Annotated in this window: 21 protein-coding genes and 1 other RNA gene; 8 read left to right on the top strand and 14 right to left on the bottom strand. The window is 53.3% G+C overall.

Features of this window, described 5'->3' with window-relative positions; translation table 11 throughout:
- Window positions 1-25: 25 nt before the first annotated feature.
- The 5 genes from gcvT to E4Z61_RS21015 form a co-directional block, all read right to left on the bottom strand.
- The gene (gcvT, locus tag E4Z61_RS21035) at window positions 26-1,120 is read right to left on the bottom strand and encodes a glycine cleavage system aminomethyltransferase GcvT (protein WP_135324406.1); all 1,095 of its coding nucleotides are present in this window, start codon (window positions 1,118-1,120) and stop codon (window positions 26-28) included.
- 452 nt (window positions 1,121-1,572) lie between these two features.
- Entirely contained in the window at window positions 1,573-2,775 is a 1,203-nt protein-coding gene (ubiI, locus tag E4Z61_RS21030; protein ID WP_135324405.1) for an FAD-dependent 2-octaprenylphenol hydroxylase, read from the bottom strand.
- A 70-nt stretch (window positions 2,776-2,845) separates the two neighbouring features.
- A complete protein-coding gene (gene ubiH / locus E4Z61_RS21025; protein ID WP_135324404.1) occupies window positions 2,846-4,024 on the bottom strand; it encodes a 2-octaprenyl-6-methoxyphenyl hydroxylase in 1,179 nt (392 codons plus the stop codon).
- Complete coding sequence (gene pepP, locus E4Z61_RS21020) at window positions 4,021-5,337, bottom strand: Xaa-Pro aminopeptidase (protein WP_135324403.1); 1,317 nt, start codon at window positions 5,335-5,337, stop codon at window positions 4,021-4,023. The genes ubiH and pepP overlap by 4 nt, the downstream gene beginning before the upstream one ends.
- A gap of 25 nt (window positions 5,338-5,362) precedes the next feature.
- A complete protein-coding gene (locus E4Z61_RS21015; RefSeq protein WP_135324402.1) occupies window positions 5,363-5,941 on the bottom strand; it encodes a YecA/YgfB family protein in 579 nt (192 codons plus the stop codon).
- A 166-nt stretch (window positions 5,942-6,107) separates the two neighbouring features.
- Between E4Z61_RS21015 and zapA the strand changes: the two genes are divergently transcribed.
- The 3 genes from zapA (at window position 6,108) to E4Z61_RS21000 (ending at window position 7,278) form a co-directional block, all read left to right on the top strand.
- Window positions 6,108-6,437 carry a cell division protein ZapA gene (gene zapA / locus E4Z61_RS21010; RefSeq protein WP_096755784.1) on the top strand — a complete coding sequence of 110 codons (330 nt, stop codon included), beginning with the start codon at window positions 6,108-6,110 and terminating at the stop codon, window positions 6,435-6,437.
- Between the two features lie 41 nt (window positions 6,438-6,478).
- A non-coding RNA gene (gene ssrS / locus E4Z61_RS21005) (6S RNA) lies at window positions 6,479-6,662 on the top strand.
- Window positions 6,663-6,681: 19 nt separating this feature from the next.
- Window positions 6,682-7,278, top strand: coding sequence for a 5-formyltetrahydrofolate cyclo-ligase (locus tag E4Z61_RS21000; RefSeq protein ID WP_135324401.1), 597 nt, complete (start codon window positions 6,682-6,684; stop codon window positions 7,276-7,278).
- 381 nt (window positions 7,279-7,659) lie between these two features.
- Here the strand turns inward: E4Z61_RS21000 and serA are convergent, their stop codons facing one another.
- Both serA and rpiA read right to left on the bottom strand, forming a co-directional pair.
- Complete coding sequence (serA, locus tag E4Z61_RS20995) at window positions 7,660-8,892, bottom strand: phosphoglycerate dehydrogenase (RefSeq protein ID WP_135324400.1); 1,233 nt, start codon at window positions 8,890-8,892, stop codon at window positions 7,660-7,662.
- Between the two features lie 272 nt (window positions 8,893-9,164).
- Window positions 9,165-9,824: a ribose-5-phosphate isomerase RpiA gene (gene rpiA / locus E4Z61_RS20990; RefSeq protein WP_136345248.1), complete on the bottom strand. Its 660-nt coding sequence runs from the start codon at window positions 9,822-9,824 to the stop codon at window positions 9,165-9,167.
- A 170-nt stretch (window positions 9,825-9,994) separates the two neighbouring features.
- Between rpiA and argP the strand changes: the two genes are divergently transcribed.
- The 5 genes from argP (at window position 9,995) to E4Z61_RS20965 (ending at window position 16,529) form a co-directional block, all read left to right on the top strand.
- Window positions 9,995-10,888, top strand: coding sequence for a DNA-binding transcriptional regulator ArgP (argP, locus tag E4Z61_RS20985; protein ID WP_003825477.1), 894 nt, complete (start codon window positions 9,995-9,997; stop codon window positions 10,886-10,888).
- A gap of 221 nt (window positions 10,889-11,109) precedes the next feature.
- Entirely contained in the window at window positions 11,110-13,254 is a 2,145-nt protein-coding gene (gene scpA, locus E4Z61_RS20980; protein ID WP_135324398.1) for a methylmalonyl-CoA mutase, read from the top strand.
- Window positions 13,247-14,242 (top strand): methylmalonyl Co-A mutase-associated GTPase MeaB, encoded by a 996-nt coding sequence (gene meaB / locus E4Z61_RS20975; RefSeq protein ID WP_135324397.1) that lies wholly within the window; start codon window positions 13,247-13,249, stop codon window positions 14,240-14,242. The genes scpA and meaB overlap by 8 nt, the downstream gene beginning before the upstream one ends.
- Before the next feature lie 10 nt (window positions 14,243-14,252).
- Window positions 14,253-15,038 carry a methylmalonyl-CoA decarboxylase gene (gene scpB, locus E4Z61_RS20970; RefSeq protein ID WP_135324396.1) on the top strand — a complete coding sequence of 262 codons (786 nt, stop codon included), beginning with the start codon at window positions 14,253-14,255 and terminating at the stop codon, window positions 15,036-15,038.
- Between the two features lie 24 nt (window positions 15,039-15,062).
- The gene (locus E4Z61_RS20965) at window positions 15,063-16,529 is read left to right on the top strand and encodes an acetyl-CoA hydrolase/transferase family protein (RefSeq protein ID WP_135324395.1); all 1,467 of its coding nucleotides are present in this window, start codon (window positions 15,063-15,065) and stop codon (window positions 16,527-16,529) included.
- On the opposite strand, the gene srsR is transcribed toward E4Z61_RS20965, so the two are convergent.
- The 7 genes from srsR to epd form a co-directional block, all read right to left on the bottom strand.
- The gene (gene srsR / locus E4Z61_RS20960; protein ID WP_135324394.1) at window positions 16,526-17,422 is read right to left on the bottom strand and encodes a LysR family transcriptional regulator SrsR; all 897 of its coding nucleotides are present in this window, start codon (window positions 17,420-17,422) and stop codon (window positions 16,526-16,528) included. The genes E4Z61_RS20965 and srsR overlap by 4 nt on opposite strands.
- Before the next feature lie 123 nt (window positions 17,423-17,545).
- Entirely contained in the window at window positions 17,546-18,292 is a 747-nt protein-coding gene (locus tag E4Z61_RS20955) for an oxidative stress defense protein (RefSeq protein WP_135324393.1), read from the bottom strand.
- A gap of 93 nt (window positions 18,293-18,385) precedes the next feature.
- The gene (gene argO / locus E4Z61_RS20950; protein ID WP_135324392.1) at window positions 18,386-19,021 is read right to left on the bottom strand and encodes an arginine exporter ArgO; all 636 of its coding nucleotides are present in this window, start codon (window positions 19,019-19,021) and stop codon (window positions 18,386-18,388) included.
- A gap of 146 nt (window positions 19,022-19,167) precedes the next feature.
- On the bottom strand, window positions 19,168-20,028 hold the full coding sequence (locus E4Z61_RS20945) for a small-conductance mechanosensitive channel MscS (protein ID WP_135324391.1): 861 nt from the start codon (window positions 20,026-20,028) through the stop codon (window positions 19,168-19,170).
- Between the two features lie 190 nt (window positions 20,029-20,218).
- Window positions 20,219-21,298: a class II fructose-bisphosphate aldolase gene (gene fbaA, locus E4Z61_RS20940; protein WP_135324390.1), complete on the bottom strand. Its 1,080-nt coding sequence runs from the start codon at window positions 21,296-21,298 to the stop codon at window positions 20,219-20,221.
- Window positions 21,299-21,387: 89 nt separating this feature from the next.
- Window positions 21,388-22,551, bottom strand: a complete 1,164-nt coding sequence (pgk, locus tag E4Z61_RS20935; RefSeq protein ID WP_135324389.1) for a phosphoglycerate kinase — start codon at window positions 22,549-22,551, stop codon at window positions 21,388-21,390.
- A gap of 48 nt (window positions 22,552-22,599) precedes the next feature.
- Window positions 22,600-23,619 (bottom strand): erythrose-4-phosphate dehydrogenase, encoded by a 1,020-nt coding sequence (gene epd, locus E4Z61_RS20930; RefSeq protein WP_135324388.1) that lies wholly within the window; start codon window positions 23,617-23,619, stop codon window positions 22,600-22,602.
- Between the last annotated feature and the right edge of the window lie 192 nt (window positions 23,620-23,811).

The following is a 23,811-nucleotide window of genomic DNA, read 5'->3' as shown; positions in this document are numbered from 1 at the left end:
CAATCAATCTCCAAAAAAGGATGAATTACGCGACGGCTTTGCCGTTACGCACAAAAACAGGTTTAGTCACTTTTACCGGCATTTCGCGGTTACGAATCTGTACTATCGCCGTCTCGCCAATACCCGCAGGGACACGCGCCAACGCGATGCTGTAACCCAGGGTTGGAGAGAATGTCCCGCTGGTGATAATACCTTCATGCTGGTTGCCGGAAGCATCGGTGAAACGCACTGGCAGTTCATTACGCAGCACGCCTTTCTCGGTCATCACCAGGCCGACCAGCTGTTCGTGGCCTTTTTCACGCTGCATTTCCAGCGCTTCGCGACCAATAAAGTCACGATCAGCAGGTTCCCACGCAATGGTCCAGCCCATGTTGGCTGCCAGCGGAGAAATCCCCTCGTCCATTTCCTGGCTGTACAGGTTCATACCGGCTTCCAGACGCAGAGTATCGCGCGCGCCCAAACCACACGGCTGTACACCTGCGTCAACCAGCGCACGCCAGAAATCCGCCGCTTGTTCGTTTGGCAGAGCGATTTCATAGCCCGCTTCGCCGGTATAACCAGTAGTAGCGATAAACAAATCACCGGCCTGCACACCAAAGAATGGCTTCATGCCTTCAACCGCATGGCGCTGCTCTTCATTAAACAGCGTGGCGGCTTTGGCCTGAGCATTCGGTCCCTGTACCGCAATCATCGACAGGTCATCACGCACGGTGATGTCGATGGCGTAAGGTTCAGCGTGTTGGGTAATCCAGGAGAGGTCTTTTTCGCGGGTGGCGGAGTTTACAACGAGGCGGAAGAAATCTTCAGTGAAGTAGTAGACGATCAGGTCATCTATCACGCCGCCTGAAGCGTTGAGCATACCGGAGTAAAGGGCTTTGCCGGTTTTCGTTAGCTTCGCGACGTCGTTTGCCAGCAGATAACGCAAGAACTCCCGGGTGCGGCTACCGCGTAGATCGACGATGGTCATATGCGACACATCAAACATACCGGCGTCGGTGCGGACAGCGTGGTGCTCATCGAGCTGGGAACCGTAATGCAGAGGCATCATCCAGCCATGGAAATCGACCATGCGCGCGCCACATAGCGTGTGTTGTTCGTACAAAGGAGTCTGTTGAGCCATCTTTTCCTCGTTGAATAAGCGGGGCTATCAACTCTTTCGCGGCAAAATCTTCACCACGAAACCCAGCACCGCAGCCGCTCCAGGGGCTACGACGCAAACGTTCTCTTTGTCTTGAACTTACCACTGAAACAGACGCTAAACCATAAGGCAAAATTAGCCATCACATTAGCTTATGGCTAAAAATGACCAGATCGCCGGCAGAATAAAAAACCAAAAAATCACCATAAAATCAGAATATATGACACTTAATGGTGGGGCTTACCTGCGACAATCCATATTAAATGTTGAAAAAATGTAAAAAATGGCGTTATGAGAAAATAGTAATATTAAAAAAACTAATGCGAAAAAAGGCGTGGAATTAGATTATTTCAAATGAGAGAAGCATCCCGGCGCGCAGGCCGGGAGAGGAAAGTGTGACGGGTCTCAAACTCTTAAGATTGTCCTTAAGGACGTTAGCGCAACCACTCAGGAAGATCGTTTAACCCCATCGCCTGACGGATGAGTTTCGGTTTTACGCCAGGAAGGGTATCGGCCAGTTTCAGACCAATATCACGCAGCAGTTTCTTCGCCGGATTCTCGCCGGCAAACAGCTCGCGGAACCCCTGCATACCGGCCAGCATCATCGCCGCACTGTGCTTACGGCTACGCTCATAACGACGCAAATAGAGGTACTGACCGATGTCTTTGCCCTGCCGTTGCAGACGCTTAAGCTCGTCGATCAGCTCCGCTGCATCCATAAAGCCGAGGTTAACTCCCTGTCCAGCCAGCGGATGGATGGTATGCGCCGCGTCACCCACCAGCGCCAGACGATGGGCGGCAAACTGGCGAGCATAGCGTCCCGTCAGCGGAAACGCCTGACGTTCACTCTCAACGCGACACAATCCCAGGCGATTATCAAAGGCGATATTCAGCGCTTGGTTAAACTCATCAACGCTTGCCTGCTGCATGCGTTCGGCTTCCTGCGGCGAGAGTGACCAGACGATAGAGCACAGATGCGGGTCACTCAGTGGTAAGAAAGCCAGAATACCTTCCCCATGGAACGCCTGACGGGCAACCGCACCGTGCGCTTCCTGGGTACGAATGGTTGCCACCAGCGCATGATGGCGGTAATCCCAGAAAGTCAGCGGAATATCTGCTTTGTTACGCAACCAGGAGTTCGCGCCGTCCGCACCGATAACCAGGCGCGCGGTCAGCATCGAGCCGTCCTTCAGGGTCAGAAAAGCGTCGTTCTCACCCCAGGCCACCTGCTGTAGTTCTGCTGGCGCCATCAGCGTAATATCCGCCGACTGCTGCGCCTTTTGCCACAATGCGTAGTGGATCACCGAATTTTCAACGATATGTCCCAGATGGCTGTAACCCATGCTTTGGTCATCAAATTCGATGCGCCCAAAGCTATCTTTGTCCCAGACTTCCATGCCGTGGTAACAGCAAGCCCGGCGGGCAACGATATCTGACCATACACCCAGACGGGTCAGCAGTTTTTCGCTGGCGGCGTTAATGGCCGACACGCGGAGCTGAGGAGGTGCATCCGCCCCCAGAGGCTGCGGAACATGTTGTTCTAACACTGCAACGCGTAACCCGCAGCCCTGCAAGCCACAGGCAACCGCCAGTCCTACCATGCCGCCACCAACAATTGCTACATCAACACTTTGCACTGTTTGCTCCTGAAAACGGGACGTTCAAATACCGTAGGCCAGATAAGGCCTACTGGTCTACAGACCATCATTAACGCGCAACCCACCCCAGGGTCCGCTCTGCCAGCGCATCGCGCGCGGGGGTAAACAATTCCATCGCCACCAATCCGGCATTACGCCCAACGACCAGCGGGGCCCAGCGATTGGCAAACAGATACACCAGGCTATTCGTCACGCCAATCGTTGTCTCGCGATCGGTCTCGCGACGCTGCTGATAGCGCGACAGCACCGCATAATCACCCACGTCTTCGGCGGCAGACTGTGCCTGTGTCAGCGTTTCGGCAAGGCTCATCACATCGCGCAGGCCGAGGTTAAAACCTTGTCCGGCGATCGGATGAAGCGTTTGTGCAGCATTGCCGACCAGCACGGTACGATGGGTCACCGCCTTCACGGCAGTGGTTAACGAAAGCGGATAGGCGCTGCGTTTACCCGCTTGCGTAATATGGCCGAGTCGCCAGCCAAACGCTGTTTGCAGTTCACGGCAAAACTGTTCGTTAGACCAGGCCATAATCTCATCACGCTTCTCCAGTGGATGGCACCACACCAGCGAGCACCGACCATCTGACATCGGTAACATAGCCAGCGGACCATGCTGCGTGAAGCGCTCAAACGCTCGCCCGTTATGCGGAACAGAGGTCGTGACGTTGGCAATCACAGCCAGCTGTTCGTACGGCTGCTGCTGCCAGTCAACGCCACAGGCGCTAGCCAGCGCAGAGCGTGTTCCGTCAGCGGCTACCAGCACACGGCCGGTAATTACCTTGCCATTCTCCAGCGTAACCTCAACGTGTTCCTGAGTACGCGACACGCTGGCAACACGGTCAGGACAATGTAGCGTAACACCGCGCGCCTTGCGCAACAGCGCAAATAAACGCAGCCCGACGTCATGCAGTTCCACCACCTGACCCAGCGCCGGAATACGGTATTCCTGCGCATCCAGCGTCACAAATCCGGCATGGCCGCGATCGCTGACGTGTACCGTTTTGATCGCGGTTGCGCAATCGGCGATAGCCTGCCAAATGCCAATTCGCGCCAGCTGCTGGCAGGTGCCTGCCGCCAACGCGATCGCCCGAGCGTCAAACCCAGGATGGCGGTCAGTATCAGGTTCGCTCGCTTCAATAAGATGGACCGGCAGCGTCCCATGGCTAAGCTCTGAAATAGCCAGCGCCAGCGTCGCGCCGACCATACCGCCACCAACAATAATCACGCTCATTGCAATCGCGCCGCAGCCATCAGGGCTTCAATGTCATCCGCCTTTTTCACTACGCTAGCAGTCAGGTTTTCATTACCGTCTTCGGTAATCAGGATGTCATCTTCAATACGAATACCGATACCGCGATAAGCTGCGGGGACGTCGGCATCCGGTGCGATATACAGCCCAGGTTCGACGGTAAGCACCATCCCCGGTTCGAGGATACGCGAGCGATCCTGACCATAGGCACCGACGTCGTGGACATCCAACCCCAGCCAGTGACTCAGGCCATGCATAAAGAAAGGACGATGCGCGTTGTCGGCAATAAGCTGATCGACATCACCACGCAAAATGCCCAGTTTTACCAGACCGGTAATCATGATGCGCACCACCTCTCCCGTTACTTCCTGGATGGACGTACCCGGACGATACAAACGCAGGCTGGTCTCTAACGACTCCAGTACGATGTCGTAGATTTCACGCTGTGCTGCGGTAAATTTACCGTTCACCGGGAAGGTGCGCGTAATGTCGCCAGCGTAACCTCTGTATTCACATCCGGCGTCAATCAGTACCAAATCGCCATCGCGCATTTCACTTTCGTTTTCGGTGTAATGCAGAATGCAGCCGTTTACGCCGCTGCCGACGATGGTGTTATAGGACGGATAACGCGCACCATGACGGGTAAACTCGTGGTGAATCTCCCCTTCCAACTGGTACTCGAACATTCCCGGACGACATTTTTCCATCGCACGCGTATGCGCCAGCGCGCTGATTTCACCCGCGCGACGCATGACCGCTATCTCTTCCGGTAATTTGAACAGACGCATCTCGTGTACCATCGGACGCCAGTCAATTATCGTAGCCGGCGCTTTCAGATTCTGTCGGGAGCCTTTGCGCAGCTTATCCATCGCCTTAAACACGATTTCATCAGCCCAGGCATATTCGCCCTGCGCGTGGTACACCGTGTCCAGACCGTTAAGCAACTGATGCAGCTGTTGGTTGATTTCGCTGAAAGCTAACGCCCGATCAACGCCCAGTTTCTCCGGAGCGGCATCCTGCCCCAGACGGCGACCAAACCAGATCTCCGCCGTGAGATCGCGTACCCGGTTGAACAAAACGCTATGGTTATGAGTGTCATCACTTTTAATCAGCACCAGCACGGCTTCAGGCTCGTTAAAACCGGTGAAGTACCAAAAATCACTGCTCTGGCGGTACGGATATTCACTGTCCGCACTGCGCGTCGCTTCCGGAGCGGCGAAAATCAGCGCGGCGCTGCCCGGCTGCATTTGCGCCAGCAAATCCTGGCGACGGCGTAAGTATTCTTGCTGAGTCATGACACTCTCCCTGGCGTTGTTGTTCTTAGTGCAGAGTCGGTTTACGAACTTCCGGCGCAGTCGGTTGCTGACGCGTAAACGTGTCATGGCACAGCAGCGCAGCAACACGCACGTACTCGATAATCTCTTCGAGCGACATTTCCAGCTCTTCCTGATCTTCGTCTTCGTCATATCCCAACTGGGCGATATTGCGCAGATCGTCGATCGCTTCACCGGTTTCGCCGGTCACTTTGTCGAGCTTGGGTTGTGTAACCCCAAGGCCAAGCAAAAAGTGATTTACCCAGCCGCCCAGCGCATCGGCGCGATCGAACACGCTGACATCGTCACCTTCAGGCAGATAAAGCTGAAAAAGGAAGCCGTCGTCTTCCAGCGCATCGCTGGTCGCAGCGTGCATTTTGATCAGAGCCTGAGCCAGCTCATGACCAAAGGCCAGACCTTCGTTGGTCAGGTCGTGCAACAGCGGCTGCCATGAGCTGTCATTGTTGCCACCGCAAATCATCCCACTGATCAAACCGTGCATTTCGGCCGGGGTTAATCCAGCCCCTTGTTGGTTCAAAAACTGGCTAACTTCGGTGTAACCAGGCATTTCGTTCTGTATAGACATAAGCATTCGTCATCAAAGGGAGGATATTCATGATATGCTACCACTTTGGGCCCTGGTGGACCAGAAAAGGGCTTGTATGTTCATACCAGGGTAGCTATAGTGTCGCCCCTTCGCGGACCCAAGGTCTGGAGACGAAGGCAGCGCAGTCAATCAGCAGGAAGGTGGCATGTCTGCACAACCCGTCGATATCCAAATTTTTGGCCGTTCACTGCGAGTGAATTGCCCGCCTGAACAACAAGATGCGTTGAATCAGGCTGCGGACGATCTGAATCAGCGATTGCAAGATCTGAAAGTTCGCACTAGAGTCACAAATACTGAGCAGTTGGTTTTCATCGCCGCGTTGAACATCAGCTATGAATTAACTCAGGAAAAAGCGAAGACGCGTGACTACGCGGCGAGCATGGAACAACGTATTCGGATGCTACAACAGACCATTGAGCAGGCGTTGCTTGATCAGGGTCGCATAACCGAAAAAACGGGCCAAAACTTTGAATAACACTTTTCGGTTTACTGTGGTAGAGTGACCGTGAAGACAAAATTTCTCTGAGATGTTTGCAAGCGGGCCAGTCCCCTGAGCCGATATTTCATACCACAAGAATGTGGCGCTCCACGGTTGGTGAGCATGCTCGGTTCGTCCGAGAAGCCTTAAAACTGTGACGACACATTCACCTTGAACCAAGGGTTCAAGGGTTACAGCCTGCGGCGGCATCTCGGAGATTCCCTTCTACCTGGCAACAGCCATGACACTACTTTCTGAACTTCCTTTATCCCGGCAAGAAATTCGTCAACTGATTCGGCAACGTCGCCGTGCACTAACCCCCGAGCAACAGCGCGATTTCGGTCAACAGGCCGCGAGCAGAATGCTGAGCTTTCCCCCTGTTTTACTCGCCCACACCGTGGCGGTGTTTCTCTCTTTTGATGGCGAACTCGATACCCAACCGCTGATCGAACAGCTGTGGCGTGCTGGCAAGCGCGTCTATCTCCCGGTACTGCATCCGTTCAGTCCCGGTAACCTACTGTTTCTGCACTATCATCCGCACAGCGACTTGGTGACAAACCGGTTAAAAATCCAGGAACCTAAACTAGATGTACGCGACGTATTACCGTTGTCGAAACTGGATGTGCTGATTACACCGTTAGTGGCATTTGACGACGACGGACAACGTTTAGGTATGGGCGGTGGTTTTTACGACCGCACGCTACAAAACTGGCAGCAATATAAGATCCAACCCGTGGGTTATGCACATGATTGCCAATTAGTCGAAAAACTACCGGTCGAAGAGTGGGATATCCCGCTACCTGCAGTGGTGACGCCGTCAAAAGTGTGGGAATGGTAGCCGTTTTTTGCCGATTGACAGCGCCGTTTTTTTGACCTAAATTCCTCGGTGAAGGGCGAGGGAGGCGAACCACCCTCCTGCGTACTCTCTGTTAATATGCTGGGCAAGCGATGATTAACAGGATCAGCAGCATGATGACGTATCTCATCATCGTCCCTTTCCTTTTTAAAGCCCCTGCTTCGGTAGGGGCTTTCCCGTTTCAGCACTATGCTGCGCCCCTATCGTAAGTTCCTTTTATTTATGTACAACGCAAAGCGCAGCCTTTAATTGCCAATTGCGGCAAGGCTCGAAAACAAGATGTATAAGTTACAGAAAGAGATTATGCGGAAAGGAATTAAGAGGAAGTACGGGCAGGTTATCCGCCTGCCCATTTAACATCAATCAGTACAGCATGCGCGCGCGAATTGTCCCCGGAATGGCTTTCATAGCCAGCAGAGCTTTCTCCGCCACATCTTCATCCGCCTCGATATCAATAACCACATACCCCACCTGCGCGGAGGTTTGCAGATACTGCGCGGCAATGTTAACGCCCTGTTCGGCGAAGATTTGGTTCAGCGCAGTCAGTACGCCTGGACGGTTTTCGTGAATGTGCATCAAACGACGACCACCGTGTAGCGGCAGCGACACTTCCGGGAAGTTAACCGCAGACAGCGTAGAACCATTGTCGGAATACTTCGTCAGTTTACCGGCCACTTCCAGGCCAATGTTTTCCTGCGCTTCCAGCGTTGAACCGCCAATGTGCGGCGTCAGGATCACGTTGTCGAAATCACACAGTGGAGACGTAAACGGATCGCTGTTGGTCGCCGGTTCCGTAGGGAAGACGTCGATTGCCGCCCCTGCCAGATGTTTTGTGGCTAACGCATCGCACAGCGCCGGAATATCGACGACCGTTCCGCGAGCGGCGTTGATCAGCAGCGCACCAGGCTTCATCAGAGCTATCTCTTGCGCGCCCATCATATTTTTAGTGGAGGCATTTTCTGGCACGTGCAGACTAACCACATCGCTCATATTGAGCAGGTCGGAAAGGTGCTGTACCTGCGTGGCGTTGCCCAGCGGGAGTTTGTTTTCAATATCATAGAAATAGACGTGCATCCCCAGCGATTCTGCCAGAATACCCAACTGGGTGCCGATGTGGCCGTAACCGATAATCCCCAGTTTTTTACCACGCGCTTCAAAAGAGCCGGTTGCCAGTTTGTTCCAGACACCACGGTGCGCTTTGGCATTGGCTTCCGGCACGCCGCGCAGCAGCAGCAGCAGCTCGCCAATCACCAGTTCAGCAACGGAACGCGTGTTAGAGAATGGTGCGTTAAACACGGGGATCCCGCGTTTTGCCGCCGCCCCCAGATCAACCTGATTGGTGCCGATACAGAAGCAGCCAATCGCGACCAGTTTCTCTGCGGCGTCAATCACATCTTCAGTAAGATGAGTACGGGATCGCAGGCCAATGAAGTGGGCATCACGGATGGACTCTTTCAGTTGTTCAGTGTCCAGAGCGCCTTTATGAAACTCGATGTTGGTGTAACCTGCCGCACGAAGGCTTTCCAGTGCTTTTTGATGCACACCTTCAACCAGCAGAAACTTAATCTTTTCTTTCTCCAGTGATACCTTTGCCATTTCCCCGACCCTGTCTTTTTTTAGTTCAATCTGATGTGTTGTGTGTGGGATTTTCATCCTCCTCTTCAACATATCAAAAAAAAATATTGCGGCAATATGAACGTTTGCGTCGTCGTGCTGAAGAAGTGTCATTCAAAGAGAAATGTCAGAGTAAAATTCTGGTGATAACTTTTTCTTTGGAGGGATCGGCAGGACAATATTGTAAACGTGACACAAGTCACCAAATTTGCCCTGCCAAAATTTTTTTAACGACAGAAGATCTCGCCGTCAGATCATTTTACGATAGTTTTCACACCATCCGCCGTGCCGATCAGTGCGACATCCGCGCCACGGTTGGCAAACAGACCCACGGTCACAACCCCCGGAATCGCATTGATGGCATTTTCCATCGCCACGGCGTCGAGGATCTCCAGACCGTGAACATCAAGGATCACGTTGCCGTTGTCAGTCACCACGCCCTGACGGTATTCAGGACGACCGCCCAACTTCACCAACTGACGGGCAACCGCGCTACGCGCCATCGGGATCACTTCTACCGGCAGCGGGAAGTTACCCAGAATATCGACTTCTTTGGACGCATCAGCGATACAGATAAATTTCTTCGCCACGGAAGCAATAATTTTTTCGCGGGTCAGCGCCGCGCCGCCGCCTTTGATCATCTGCATGTGACCGTTGATTTCGTCCGCGCCATCAACGTAAACGCCAAGGCTGTCCACTTCGTTAAGATCGAACACGTGGATACCGAGGCTTTTGAGTTTTTCAGTCGATGCGTCCGAACTGGACACCGCGCCTTCAATCTGACCTTTCATGGTGCCCAGCGCATCAATAAAGTGTGCGGCTGTTGAACCTGTACCTACGCCCACAATGGTGCCGGGCTGTACATACTGAAGTGCCGCCCATCCTACTGCTTTTTTCAGTTCATCCTGCGTCATGATCGTTTCGCCTGTGGTGTGAATATGGTGGGAAAATTCACGCGCATTATAGAACATTGTGCAGAAAAATGTTCCCACACCCGCTCGCAAGCGGCGGATTTCGTCTTTACCCAACCTAAATTTGTGTCATAGTGCAGAACAAGCAAAAATTTCAGGAGTGCGTCAAAGCAATGAAACGTCCGGACTACAGAACACTACAAGCACTGGATGCGGTTATTCGTGAACGAGGATTTGAGCGCGCGGCGCAAAAGCTGTGCATCACGCAATCCGCAGTTTCACAACGCATAAAACAGCTTGAGAATATGTTCGGACAACCGCTGCTGGTGCGTACCGTACCGCCTCGCCCAACTGAACAAGGGCAAAAACTGCTGGCGCTGTTGCGTCAGGTTGAACTGCTGGAAGACGAGTGGCTGGGAGATGAACAAACCGGTTCGACACCGCTGCTGCTCTCCCTTGCCGTCAACGCCGACAGTCTGGCGACATGGTTACTCCCGGCGCTGGCTCCGGTGCTGGCAAATTCACCGATTCGCCTGAACCTGCAGGTTGAAGATGAAACGCGTACCCAGGAGCGCCTGCGTCGTGGTGAAGTGGTGGGCGCGGTCAGTATCCAGCATCAGGCGCTGCCAAGCTGTCTGGTGGATAAACTCGGCGCGCTGGACTACCTGTTTGTCGGCTCAAAGCCTTTTGCCGAACGCTATTTCCCTAATGGCGTCACCCGCTCAGCCCTGCTGAAAGCGCCGGCGGTGGCGTTTGACCACCTCGACGATATGCACCAGGCCTTCCTGCAGCAAAACTTCGATCTGCCGCCGGGCAGCGTACCGTGCCATATCGTCAACTCGTCTGAAGCCTTTGTACAACTGGCACGTCAGGGCACAACTTGCTGCATGATCCCACACTTACAAATCGAGAAAGAGCTGGAAAGCGGCGAACTTATCGACTTAACGCCAGGCCTGTTCCAGCGCCGGATGCTCTACTGGCATCGCTTTGCACCTGAAAGCCGCATGATGCGCAACGTCACCGACGCGCTGCTGGCCTACGGGCATAACGTCCTGCGTCAGGACTAACTCGATCCCTACATTGATGCCGGAGGGCGGCGTGAACGCCTTATCCGGCCCACCGCCTTTTCACGTTATTCCCAACACGTCTTTGAAACCCATCACAAAATAATACACAGCACGCGGCAAAAAACGACGCCCGGTTGGCTATTTTTTGCTGGCGACAAGCCAGATTAAAAAGCTCACCGTATTCGCAAAGATTCAACTTATTGCGTAATACGGAGCAAAAAATGGCCAATATGCAGGACTGGCAAACACTCGCCAACAAAGAACTCAGCCGGCGGGAAAAAACCGTCGACTCGCTGGTAAAACAGACGGCAGAAGGAATTTCCATCAAGCCACTGTATACCGAAGCTGACCTCGATAACCTGGAAGTGACGGGCACCCTCCCCGGCCTACCGCCTTACGTTCGTGGCCCCCGCGCCACCATGTATACCGCGCAGCCGTGGACCATTCGCCAGTACGCCGGTTTCTCCACCGCCAAAGAATCTAACGCATTTTATCGCCGCAACCTCGCCGCCGGACAAAAAGGACTTTCCGTCGCCTTTGACCTTGCCACCCACCGCGGCTACGACTCGGACAATCCACGCGTAGCGGGCGATGTTGGCAAAGCGGGCGTGGCAATTGATACCGTTGAAGACATGAAGGTACTGTTCGACCAAATCCCGCTGGATAAAATGTCGGTATCAATGACCATGAACGGCGCGGTACTTCCAGTGATGGCGTTTTATATCGTGGCGGCAGAAGAGCAAGGTGTAACGCCGGAACTGCTCACTGGCACAATACAAAACGATATCCTGAAAGAGTATTTGTGTCGTAACACATACATTTATCCTCCCAAGCCCTCAATGCGAATTATCGCGGACATCATCGCCTGGTGTTCAGGTAATATGCCGCGCTTTAACACCATCAGCATCAGCGGTTATCACATGGGCGAAGCTGGTGCTAACTGCGTACAGCAAGTCGCGTTTACGCTGGCAGACGGTATTGAGTACATCAAAGCCGCACTGTCCGCCGGGCTGGAAATTGATGATTTCGCCCCGCGCCTGTCATTCTTCTTCGGCATTGGCATGGATCTGTTTATGAACGTCGCCATGCTGCGCGCTGCGCGCTATCTGTGGAGCGAGGCGGTTAGCGGTTTTGGTGCCACCAACCCAAAATCCTTAGCGTTGCGCACCCACTGCCAGACGTCTGGCTGGAGCCTGACCGAGCAGGATCCCTACAACAACGTAGTGCGCACCACCATCGAAGCGCTGGGCGCAACCCTGGGCGGCACTCAGTCTTTACACACCAACGCCTTTGATGAAGCACTCGGCCTGCCGACCGATTTCTCCGCACGTATTGCACGCAATACGCAGATCATCATCCAGGAGGAGTCGGAGATCTGTCGTACCGTCGATCCGCTGGCCGGATCGTATTACGTCGAGTCGCTGACCGATCAGATCGTTAAGCAGGCACGCACGATCATCAAACAGATTGATGACGCGGGTGGAATGGCAAAAGCGATCGAAGCTGGACTCCCTAAACGGATGATCGAAGAAGCATCCGCACGAGAACAATCGCTGATCGACCAGGGTAACCGGGTCATCGTCGGTGTGAACAAATACAAGCTGGATAAAGAAGACGCCACAACGGTGCTGGAAATTGACAACGTGAAAGTGCGCAACGAGCAGATTGCCTCGTTGCAACATGTCCGCGCGACCCGCAACGACAACGCAGTGAAAGCCGCGTTGAAGGCGTTGACCCACGCGGCACAGCACAATGAAAACCTGCTGGCCGCCGCGATAGATGCCGCCCGCGTTCGTGCCACCCTCGGTGAAATATCCGACGCGTTGGAGTCAGCCTTTGACCGTTACCTGGTGCCCAGCCAGTGCGTCACAGGGGTGATTGCGCAAAGCTACCACCAGTCTGAAAAATCCGCTGACGAGTTTGACGCCATTGTTGCGCAAACCGAACGCTTCCTGGCAGACAATGGCCGCCGCCCGCGCATTCTGATCGCCAAGATGGGTCAGGACGGTCACGATCGCGGGGCCAAAGTGATCGCCAGTGCCTATTCCGATCTCGGTTTCGATGTTGATCTCAGCCCAATGTTCTCCACACCGGAAGAGATCGCCCGCCTGGCGGTGGAAAACGATGTGCATGTGGTTGGCGCCTCTTCACTGGCGGCGGGTCATAAAACATTGATTCCTGAACTGGTAGCGGCTCTCAAAGGCTGGGGCCGCGAAGATATCTGCGTAGTGGCCGGTGGGGTTATCCCGCCGCAGGATTACGCCTTCCTGCAGGCGCACGGCGTCGCCGCCATTTATGGTCCCGGTACACCGATGCTCGATAGCGTGCGTGATGTATTAACCCGCATTGGCCAGCGCCATGATTAGCACCGCCACGCTGGCTGATAGCGTCCTCCGTCTGCGTCAGGGGGAGCGCGCCACGCTCGCCCAGGCCATGACGCTGGTCGAGAGCCAGCATCCGCGTCATCAGGCGCTAAGTACACAATTGTTGGACGCCATTATGCCGTTCACCGGTAATGCCCTGCGTCTGGGTATTACCGGCACGCCGGGCGCAGGAAAAAGCACCTTTCTGGAAGCCTTCGGTATGTTGTTGATCCGTAAGGGTCTGCGAGTGGCGGTGATCGCCGTCGATCCCAGTAGCCCGGTCAGCGGCGGCAGCATTCTGGGTGATAAAACCCGGATGACGGAACTGGCGCGCGCAGAGGCGGCGTTTATTCGCCCGGTTCCTTCCAGCGGGCATTTAGGCGGCGCCAGCCAGCGCGCCCGTGAATTAATGTTGCTGTGCGAAGCGGCAGGCTTCGATGTGGTGATTGTCGAAACCGTCGGCGTCGGGCAGTCCGAAACCGAAGTAGCCGGTATGGTTGATTGCTTTCTCTCGCTACAAATCGCCGGTGGCGGTGACGATCTGCAGGGCATCAAAAAAGGGATCATGGAGATGGCGGATCTGATTGTCATCAACAAGGACGACGGTGAAAACCGCGCCTGCGTCGCGATCGCCCGCCATATGTATGAATCCGCCCTACACATTCTGCGCCGCAAGTATGACGAATGGCAGCCGCAGGCTCTGGCCTGTAGTGCACTGGAAAAGCGCGGCATTGAGGAAATCTGGCAGGCAATCACTGACTTTAAAACATGCCTTACGACCAGCGGTCGGCTGGAAAAAGTTCGCCAGCAACAGGCGGTGAACTGGTTACAAAAACAGGCTGAAGAAGAGGCGCTGCACCTACTGTTTGCCCGCGCTGATTTCGAGCACTATTTCCAGCAAACACTGCAGTCGGTCAGGAACAACGACCTTTCACCGCGTACCGGTCTGCGGCACATCAGCGAATTTATCCAACATCATTACTTTGATTAAAGAGAACATTATGTCTTATCAATACGTCAACGTGGTCATCATCCAGAAAGTCGCAGTCATTGAGTTTAATTACGCCCGCAAACTTAACGCCCTGAGCAAAGTATTTATTGACGATCTTATGCTGGCGCTGAGCGATCTCAATCGCCAGGAAATTCGCTGTATTATTCTGCGCGCACCGAGCGGAGCCAAAGTGTTCTCAGCCGGGCATGACATTCATGAACTCCCTACCGGGCGTCGCGATCCGCTCTCGTATGACGATCCGCTGCGCCAGATCACCCGAATGATCCAAAAATACCCGAAACCGATTATCTCAATGGTTGAAGGCAGCGTGTGGGGCGGCGCATTCGAAATGATCATGAGTTCCGATCTGATCATCGCTGCCAGCACCTCCACCTTCTCAATGACGCCGGTCAACCTCGGCGTGCCGTATAACCTGGTAGGCATTCATAATCTGACCCGCGATGCGGGATTTCATATCGTCAAAGAGCTGATTTTTACCGCCTCGCCCATCACCGCTCAGCGTGCGTTAGCAGTCGGTATTCTCAACCATGTGGTCGCTGTCGAAGAGCTGGAAGATTTTACCCTGCAAATGGCGCACCACATCTCGGAGAAAGCGCCGCTGGCGATTGCAGTGATCAAAGAAGAACTACGCGTGCTGGGCGAAGCGCACACCATGAACTCCGATGAATTTGAACGCATCCAGGGGATGCGCCGCGCGGTTTATGACAGCGATGACTATCAGGAAGGGATGAATGCGTTTTTAGAAAAACGGAAACCTAACTTCGTCGGCCATTAATCGCGGTCAGCTAAAGGAAAAGCCATGAAACGGATGAGCGCCGAACAGGCGGCAGAAATTATTCAGCATGATGATATGGTGGCGTTCAGCGGTTTTACGCCTGCGGGTTCGCCAAAAGCGTTGCCCGCCGCGATTGCCCGACATGCCAGCGAATTGCATCTGGTCGGACAGCCCTTTCAAATCCGTCTGCTGACCGGGGCATCAATTAGCGCCGCCGCTGATGATGCGCTCTCAGAGGCGGATGCCGTTTCCTGGCGAGCGCCTTATCAAACCTCGTCTGGCCTGCGCCAGAAAATTAATCAGGGCCAGGTACGGTTTGTTGATCTCCATCTCAGTGAAGTAGCGCAGATGGTCAATTACGGCTTTTTTGGCGAAATTGATGTTGCCGTTATTGAAGCCTCAGCCATTGCGCCGGACGGCAGAGTCTGGCTTACCAGCGGGATCGGCAATGCACCAACCTGGCTGCTGCGGGCGAAAAAAGTCATTATTGAGTTGAATCATTATCACAATCCGCGCGTGGCGGAGTTGGCCGACATCGTGATACCTGGCGCGCCACCGCGCCGTAACAGCGTCCCCATTTTTCATACCATGGATCGCATCGGCAGCCAGTGCGTACAGATTGACCCAAAAAAGATTGTCGCACTGGTGGAAACAAACCTGCCCGATGCCGGCAGTGTGTCGGATAAAACCAATCCGCTCTGCCAGAAAATTGCCGATAACGTGGTGAGCTTTCTGCTGGAGGAAATGGCGCACAAGCGCATCCCTCCGGAGTTCCTGCCTTTGCAGAGCGGCGTTGGCAATATCAATAACGCGGTGATGGCGAGACTGGGCGAGAACCCGGATATCCCGCCCTTTATGATGTATTCGGAGGTGCTGCAGGAGTCGGTGGTGCATCTGCTGGAAACGGGCAAGATAACCGGTGCCAGCGCCTCCAGCCTGACGATTTCCGCCGCCTCGCTACAGAAGATTTACGCCAATATGGATTTCTTCGCCAGCCGCATTGTTCTGCGCCCGCAGGAGATCTCCAATAATCCGGAGATCATCCGCCGCCTTGGGGTGATTGCGCTTAATGTCGGCCTGGAGTTTGATATCTACGGTCATGCCAACTCCACGCATGTCGCGGGGGTAAACCTGATGAACGGCATCGGCGGTAGCGGGGATTTCGAGCGCAACGCCTATCTGTCTATCTTTATGGCCCCGTCGATTGCCAAAGACGGGAAAATCTCGACGATTGTCCCGATGTGCAGCCATGTCGATCACAGCGAACACAGCGTCAAAGTGATCGTCACCGAACAGGGCATTGCCGATCTGCGCGGGTTATCGCCACTGCAACGGGCGCACACCATCATCAACAATTGTGCGCACCCGCTCTACCGCGATTACCTGCATCAATATCTGAAACAGGCACCCGGTGGGCATATTCATCACGATCTCAGCCACGCGTTCGATCTGCACCGCAACCTGCTCGAGACCGGATCGATGCTCGGTTAACTTGCCGTACCGTCACGATCTTCAGCAATGTGCTGGAGCATCGTGGCGGTATAACGATGATTTTTCAGCGAATAGAGAAATTCCTGCATGTACATCGGGCTACCGGGTGCATCGAAATATTTCAGCTTCGACGGGTTCACCAGTCGCCAGGCGAAATGAGGTATCACCGTCAGAAACTGCCCACGCTCCACCGCGCTAATCTTGGCCATAAAGCTGTACGGACGGTAGATAATCGTTGGGTTGATGCCACAAGGCCGCATGTAAGCGTCCAGCATGGCCTCAAAGTTGGCGCGGTTCTGGAAGCGCATTTGCAGCCACGGGAGTTCTCGCAGCAGATCCTGAGGCTGTTTTTCTTCATAACGCCTTGAGACTAAAAATCCCAGGCGCAGGGGCGGCAGTTCGCTAACCGCCAAATTTTCCAGCTCCTGCACGCGCGAAGAGACATGCTGCGGCGAAATAATAAAATCCAGCTGTCGGTCAAACAGATTATCAATGACCCCGTTCTCGCTGAACTCAACGGCCTGGGCGGTCACGCCTTCATACTTATCACCAAGACTAATTAACTGGTCAAAAATGATTGTCGGATAAGTATTGTCGATACCAATAACGATTTCCCGCGAACGGCGAGAGGCGTTATGGATTTCGTTATCAATAGCAGACAGACGCTGATAGACGGGAAACAGCTTCTGATACAGCTCCTGCCCAGCTTTATTCAAACTGATGTTGTTATCTTTACGGGTAAACAGCGTATAGCCAATTTGATCTTCTAGTGCAGCAATGCTTTTACCGAAGGGCGATGCGGTCATGTGGATTTTTTCTGCCGCTCTGGCGATGTTATTGGTTTGTGCCAGCAGAATGAAATTACGCATCTTTTTCGAGATAAAAATATCCATAGCGTCCCCTTAAAAATCGCTATGGCCTATCCTCATTACGGTGAAAAAAAAGACTGGATGCGAGCTCCCATTTTTACAGTTGCTCACAGAAAAAACCCGGCTGATAAGCCGGGTCTGAAAAAACTACTGGGTTTTAGCAGGGGCTGCCGCTGGCTGACCCGCCGCAGGCTCTATCTGGAAGACCACATCAACCTGATCGTCAAACTGAATGACCGGCTGTTCGTAGGTTTCCTGAGCCGATGCCGCAGGCGCTGCGTCAGCTTTCATCATCCGTACCATCGGGCTCGGCTGATAATTCGAAACGTGGTAGCGCACGCTGTAAACCGGGCCGAGCTTGCTGTTAAAGCCCGCCGCCAGTTGCTCAGCCTGATGAATCGCATCATCAATGGCCGCTTTACGCGCTTTATCTTTGTAGGCATCCGGTTGTGCCACGCCCAGTGACACCGAACGAATCTCGTTCAAACCTGCTTTCAGCGCACCATCCAGCAATGCGTTGAGTTTGTCCAGCTGACGCAGCGTGACTTCAACGGTACGTACCGCGCGATAGCCTTTAAGTACGCTCTTACCATTTTGGTAATCATAATCCGGCTGCGTACGCAGGTTTGCAGAGCTGATATCCTTTTTCGCTATCTGGTTTTGTTCCAGGAAAGAAAGGTATTGCGCTACGCGTTCGTCAGCCTGTTTCTTCGCAGAGGCAGCATCCTTTGCCGCCACGTTGACTTCAATTGCCAGCGTCGCAATATCAGGTGTCGCATCTACGCTTGCTGTTCCGGAAGTCACGATGTGCGGTCCATTCGGCAATTCATTTGCCTGTACCGAAAGTGCACTGAATCCGACTAATGCCGCCAGGGCCATTATTTTGAACTTCACTGTCGTTCCTCCATGTTTCATTATTTACCCCGAAACTCAGGGCACATGCAGGCAAGCTTAGCGGATCTCAGCCTGTTGTCCATCAGACAACGCTTAGTTGAACAGCGCATGAACATGTCCAACACCTTCTTTTGCCAGTTGAAAAGCAATAAACCACATCACTAATCCCACCAGCGTATTGATGATACGTTGTGCTTTGGCAGTGCGCAGACGCGGTGCCAGCCAGGCTGCCAGCAGCGCCAAACCAAAGAACCACAGGAACGATGCGCTAACGGTCCCCAGTGCAAACCAGCGCTTCGGCTCAACATCCAGTTGACCACCGAGGCTACCCAGCACCACGAAGGTATCAATATAAACATGCGGGTTAAGCCACGTTACTGCCAGCATGGTGGCGATGATTTTCCAGCGCCCCTGCTTCATCACCTCGGCGCTGGCCAGTTCCAGATTGCTGCTCAGCGCCGTTTTTAACGCACCGAAACCGTACCAGAGTAAAAATGCCACCCCGCCCCAGGTCACCAGCGCCATCAGCCACGGCGACTGCATTAACAAGGCGCTACCGCCAAATATCCCCGCGCAGATCAGCAGTAAATCGCTAATAGCGCAGAGCAAGGCGATCATGATGTGATACTGGCGACGAATGCCCTGATTCATCACGAAGGCATTTTGCGGACCAAGTGGAAGTATCATAGCCGCGCCAAGCGCAAGCCCTTGAAAATAATATGATAACACGTTGAATATCCCGAGCGTTCTCTCTTAAGCGCAGACTATAACGCAGGACAATCATTAGCGGAAATTGATAATTTTAATCGCAGATTAGGGAATTTAATGGCACAGGGATATTGCCGGGTGGCGGCTAGCCACCACCCGGCGCGTTATTATTCTGCCGCGTTCTCTTTCACACGCTTGAAGTTCACATCCATCTGCGGGTGCGGGAAGTTGATGCCGTTGGCATCGAACTCACGCTTAATACGCTCCAGCACATCCCAGTAGACATTTTGCAGGTCACCACTGTTGCTCCAGACGCGCACCACGAAATTAATCGATGAAGCACCCAGTTCATTCAGGCGCACAGTCATTTCACGATCTTTCAGGATACGTTCATCAGACTGAATGATATCAGTAAGGATTTGTTTAACCTGGTCGATATCCGAGTCGTACGCCACACCGATAATGAATTCGTTACGACGAACCGGTTCACGAGAGAAGTTAATGATGTTCCCGGCAATGATTTTACCGTTGGGAATCACCACGATCTTGCCGTCTACAGTACGCATGGTGGTAGAGAATATCTGCACATTGAGCACGGTTCCGGCCACGCCACCAAGGTCTACGTACTCACCTGCACGGAAAGGACGGAACATGACCAGCAGGACACCAGCGGCAAGGTTAGACAGCGAGCCTTGCAACGCCAGACCGACGGCCAAACCGGCGGCACCGAGCACGGCGATAACGGAGGCCGTCTGTACACCAACGCGGCCCAGCGCAGCAATCAACGTAAAGGCAATAATGCCGTAGCGCACCAAAGCAGAGAGGAAATCAGCAACGGTCGCATCAATTTGACGCGCCACCATCACACGGTTAATGGTGTTGGACACAACGCGCGCCACAATCATCCCGACGATGACAATGGCAATAGCCGCAACGATATTGACGGCATAGCTCAACAGCAGTTCCTGGTTACGCACCAGCCAGGTACCCGCACCGTTTATGCTGTCGACAACATTCAAATCTTCCATTCAATAATCCTTTTTTGCTTACCCAATTGGGAGAAATAATGCCGACCCTGAAGAGCTGGCAATCTGACAAGGTTAAACAAAAAATACCATTGTTGCCAAATTGATCACAAAATTTCTGCCGTCAGGATATTGAAATAATAATAAAAAAGGCCCGCATTTGCGGGCCTCATGTCACGTTGAACGGCGTAAATTACAGAACGTCAACCGCGTTCAGTTCTTTGAAAGCCTGTTCCAGACGAGTGATCATAGTTGCCTGACCAGCACGCAGCCATACGCGCGGATCGTAGTATTTCTTGTTCGGCTGATCTTCGCCTTTCGGGTTGCCCAGCTGACCCTGCAGGTAAGCTTCGTTTGCTTTGTAATAGTTCAGAACACCTTCCCAGGTCGCCCATTGGGTGTCGGTATCGATGTTCATTTTCACTACACCGTAGCTTACGGAGTCTTTGATTTCCTGAGCAGTAGAACCGGAACCGCCGTGGAAGACGAAGTTCAGGCTGTTGTGCGGCAGGTTATGTTTCTTAGAAACATAGTCCTGAGAATCGCGCAGGATAGTCGGGGTCAGAACCACGTTACCTGGTTTGTACACGCCGTGCACGTTACCGAAGGAAGCAGCGATAGTGAAACGCGGGCTGATTTTGCTCAGCTCAGTGAATGCGTAATCAACGTCTTCCGGCTGAGTGTACAGTGCAGAAGCGTCCATGTGGCTGTTGTCTACGCCGTCTTCTTCGCCACCGGTGCAACCCAGTTCGATTTCCAGAGTCATGCCCATTTTGGACATGCGCGCCAGGTATTTGGAGCAGATTTCGATGTTCTCTTCCAGAGACTCTTCAGACAGGTCGATCATGTGAGAAGAGAACAGTGGTTTGCCGGTTGCTGCGAAGTGTTTTTCACCCGCGTCCAGCAGACCGTCGATCCACGGCAGCAGTTTCTTCGCGCAGTGGTCAGTGTGCAGGATAACCGGAACACCGTAGTGTTCAGCCATCTGATGAACGTGATGCGCACCAGAGATAGCACCGAGGATTGCCGCGCCCTGAGGAACGTCAGACTTCACGCCTTTACCCGCGATGAAAGATGCGCCACCGTTGGAGAACTGGACGATTACCGGAGCTTTAACTTTTGCAGCGGTTTCCAGAACGGCGTTAATGGAGTCGGTACCGACGCAGTTAACGGCTGGCAGAGCAAAGTTGTTTTCTTTAGCTACCTGGAAAACTTTCTGTACGTCATCACCAGTGATTACACCTGGTTTTACGAAATCAAAAATTTTAGACATGTTGCGAGTCCTGTATCTTCGGCCTTGGAAAGAGGGCGTGCCATTAAAGCGCGCTGAAAATTGGGCAGGTTACCCTGCCCATTAGTGTCTTACTTTTTAGCACGCTCTTCGAGCATTGCTACTGCTGGCAGGACTTTACCTTCCACGAATTCGAGGAACGCGCCACCACCAGTGGAGATGTAGGAAATTTTGTCGGAGATACCGAACAGATCGATAGCCGCCAGAGTGTCGCCGCCGCCAGCGATAGAGAATGCTTCGCTGTCTGCGATGGCATTAGCCACAATTTCAGTACCTTTGCGGAAGTTCGGGAATTCGAACACACCAACCGGGCCATTCCACAGAATAGTTTTTGCATTCTTCAGGATGTCAGCCAGCTGCTGTGCAGATGCGTCACCGATATCCAGGATCTGCTCGTCTTCTTTCACGTCGTTAACGGATTTCAGCGTTGCAGGTGCAGTTTCAGAGAACTCAGTTGCCACGCGAACGTCAGCCGGTACCGGAATGTCGCAGATAGTCAGCAGGCGCTTGGCTTCGTCAACCAGGTCTGCTTCGTACAGGGATTTACCGACGTTGTGGCCTTGAGCGGCAACGAAGGTGTTAGCGATACCGCCGCCCACGATCAGCTGGTCAGCGATTTTAGACAGGGAGTCCAGAACGGTCAGTTTGGTAGAGACTTTAGAACCACCAACGATAGCAACCATCGGGCGAGCAGGTTCTTTCAGGGCTTTACCCAGTGCGTCCAGCTCAGCGGCCAGCAGCGGACCGGCGCAAGCTACGTCAGCGAATTTAGCGATACCGTGGGTAGAAGCCTGCGCACGGTGAGCCGTACCGAAAGCATCCATAACGAACACGTCGCACAGTGCAGCGTATTTTTTGGACAGCGCTTCGTCGTCTTTCTTCTCGCCTTTGTTAAAGCGAACGTTTTCCAGAACCACCAGTTCACCGGCAGCAACTTCAACGCCGTCCAGGTAGTCTTTTACCAGACGAACCGGGTTAGACAGTTTGTCTTTCAGGTAGTTAACAACCGGCAGCAGAGAGAATTCTTCGTTGTACTCGCCTTCGGTAGGACGACCCAGGTGGGAAGTTACCATCACTTTTGCACCCTGCTTCAGGGCCAGTTCGATGGTCGGCAGAGAAGCACGGATACGCGCGTCGCTGGTTACTTTCCCTTCTTTAACTGGTACGTTCAGATCCGCACGGATAAAAACACGTTTACCAGCAAGATCCAGATCGGTCATCTTAATTACAGACATGGTGAATCCTCTCGTTGATTCTTAAAGTTTTGCAAGCGCTCACGCGCCTTACCTGAAACCAATAGCAGCCATCGCTAACGTTGTGTCGAGCATGCGGTTAGCAAAGCCCCATTCATTATCGCACCAGACCAATGTTTTGATCAGGTGTGCGCCACTCACGCGCGTTTGCGTACCATCGACGATGGCGCTGTGCGGGTCGTGGTTAAAATCTACAGAGACCAACGGTAATTCCGTATAGTCAACTATACCATGAAATGCACCTTGTGCTGCTTTTTGCAGCAACTGGTTGACTTCACAAGCTTTTACTGGTTTTTTCACCGTCACGCTTAAGTCGATCGCCGTCACATTTATGGTCGGCACACGCACCGCAATCGCTTCAAAACGATCGTTAAATTGCGGGAAAATTCGAGTGATTCCCGCTGCCAATTTGGTATCAACGGGAATAATCGACTGACTGGCCGCTCGCGTACGACGCAGGTCGGGATGATAGGCATCAATAACCTGCTGATCGTGCATCGCGGAGTGGATTGTCGTAACTGTACCGGACTCGATGCCGTACGCATCATCCAACAATTTAATAACGGGAATTATGCAATTCGTGGTACAGGAGGCGTTGGAAACGATCCGGTGTTCAGCGCGCAGCTGATCCTGATTAACGCCAAACACAACGGTTGCGTCGATGTCGTGACTACCAGGATGTGAAAAGAGCACTTTTTTTGCACCAGCGGCAATATGCGCTTCGCCGTGTTCGCGGCTACCGAAGACCCCCGTACAATCCAGCACGACGTCAACACCCAGTTCGCGCCACGGAAGCGCATCGAGTGTTCGCTCATGCAGAATGCGAATCGCGTCGTCGCCAACAATGAGCTGGTCACGTTCCTGACGAACATCCCAGGCAAAACGCCCATGGCTGGTGTCATATTTCAACAAATGCGCCATGCCCTCAGCACTCGCCAGTTCGTTGATAGCCACCACGGTGATTTCCGCCCGACGCCCGGATTCATACAAAGCACGAACCACGTTGCGCCCGATGCGACCGAAACCATTAATCGCTACGCGTACGGTCATAGGTCTCCTGCAAGAATTTCTCAGAAACGATGTGGCTGACAGAGTAATGCAGCAAATCGCTCAGGGAAACCTTACCTGTCGCAAACTGCGACTAATTGATTAATTGTCGAACATTTAATCGACTGAAACGCTTCAGCTAGAATAAGCGAAACAAGGAATAAAAGGAATGATTGTCCAGCAACAGAACACCAT

Origin of the sequence: Citrobacter tructae, assembly GCF_004684345.1 — a bacterium.
GTDB classification, from domain to species: domain Bacteria; phylum Pseudomonadota; class Gammaproteobacteria; order Enterobacterales; family Enterobacteriaceae; genus Citrobacter; species Citrobacter tructae.
Note: the sequence above shows the minus strand (reverse complement) of the source record. Positions and strands in the feature narration are given on the sequence as shown.